This is a genomic window from Coprococcus sp. AF21-14LB, from assembly GCF_003458885.1.
Taxonomy (GTDB): Bacteria; Bacillota; Clostridia; order Lachnospirales; family Lachnospiraceae; genus UBA9414.
Genome location: NZ_QRVX01000136.1, coordinates 1 through 763 on the forward strand (window position 1 = coordinate 1; position 763 = coordinate 763).

The 763-nt window shown below is 51.6% G+C and carries 1 rRNA gene; it reads left to right on the forward strand.

What is annotated here, in order from left to right:
• Window positions 1–11 precede the first annotated feature (11 nt).
• Window positions 12–763 (forward strand): 23S ribosomal RNA (locus tag DWX73_RS13380); the annotation flags it as partial.

Consider the following 763-nt stretch of genomic DNA (forward strand, 5'->3'; position numbering starts at 1 on the left):
GAAGGCAAGTTGGTTATGCTAGAAAGAGCGCAGGGTGGATGCTTGGCACTAAGAGCCGATGAAGGACGTGATAAGCTGCGAAAAGCTTCGGGGAGGAGCAAATATCCAACGATCCGGAGATATCCGAATGGGGAAACCTACTTGAGAAGCCCTCAAGTATCCATACGCCAATCCATAACGTATGAGGGGAACCCGGTGAACTGAAACATCTAAGTAGCCGGAGGAAGAGAAAGAAACATCGATTTCCAAAGTAGCGGCGAGCGAAATGGAAAGAGCCCAAACCCGGATGCGTGCATCCGGGGGTTAGGACCGCAACAAGTGACTCGTATATTAGGAGAATGGTTTTGGGAAAGCCAGCCAGAGAGGGTGAAAGCCCCGTACCTGAAAATAGAAGAGAGCGAGCGGGATCCAGAGTACCACGAGACACGAGAAACCTTGTGGGAAGGAGCGGGGACCACCCCGTAAGGCTAAATACTACTTAGTGACCGATAGCGCATAGTACTGTGAAGGAAAGGTGAAAAGGACCCCGGGAGGGGAGTGAAAGAGAACCTGAAACCCTGTGTTTACAAGCTGTGGAACCATTATAAAGTGGAACCGCGTACTTTTTGTAGAACGGTCCGGCGAGTTACGTCGGCTGGCGAGGTTAAGGACTGAAGGTCCGGAGCCGAAGGGAAACCAAGTCTTAATAGGGCGCCAAGTCAGCCGGAGTAGACCCGAAACCGGGTGATCTATCCATGTCCAGGTTGAAGTTGCCGTAAAAGGC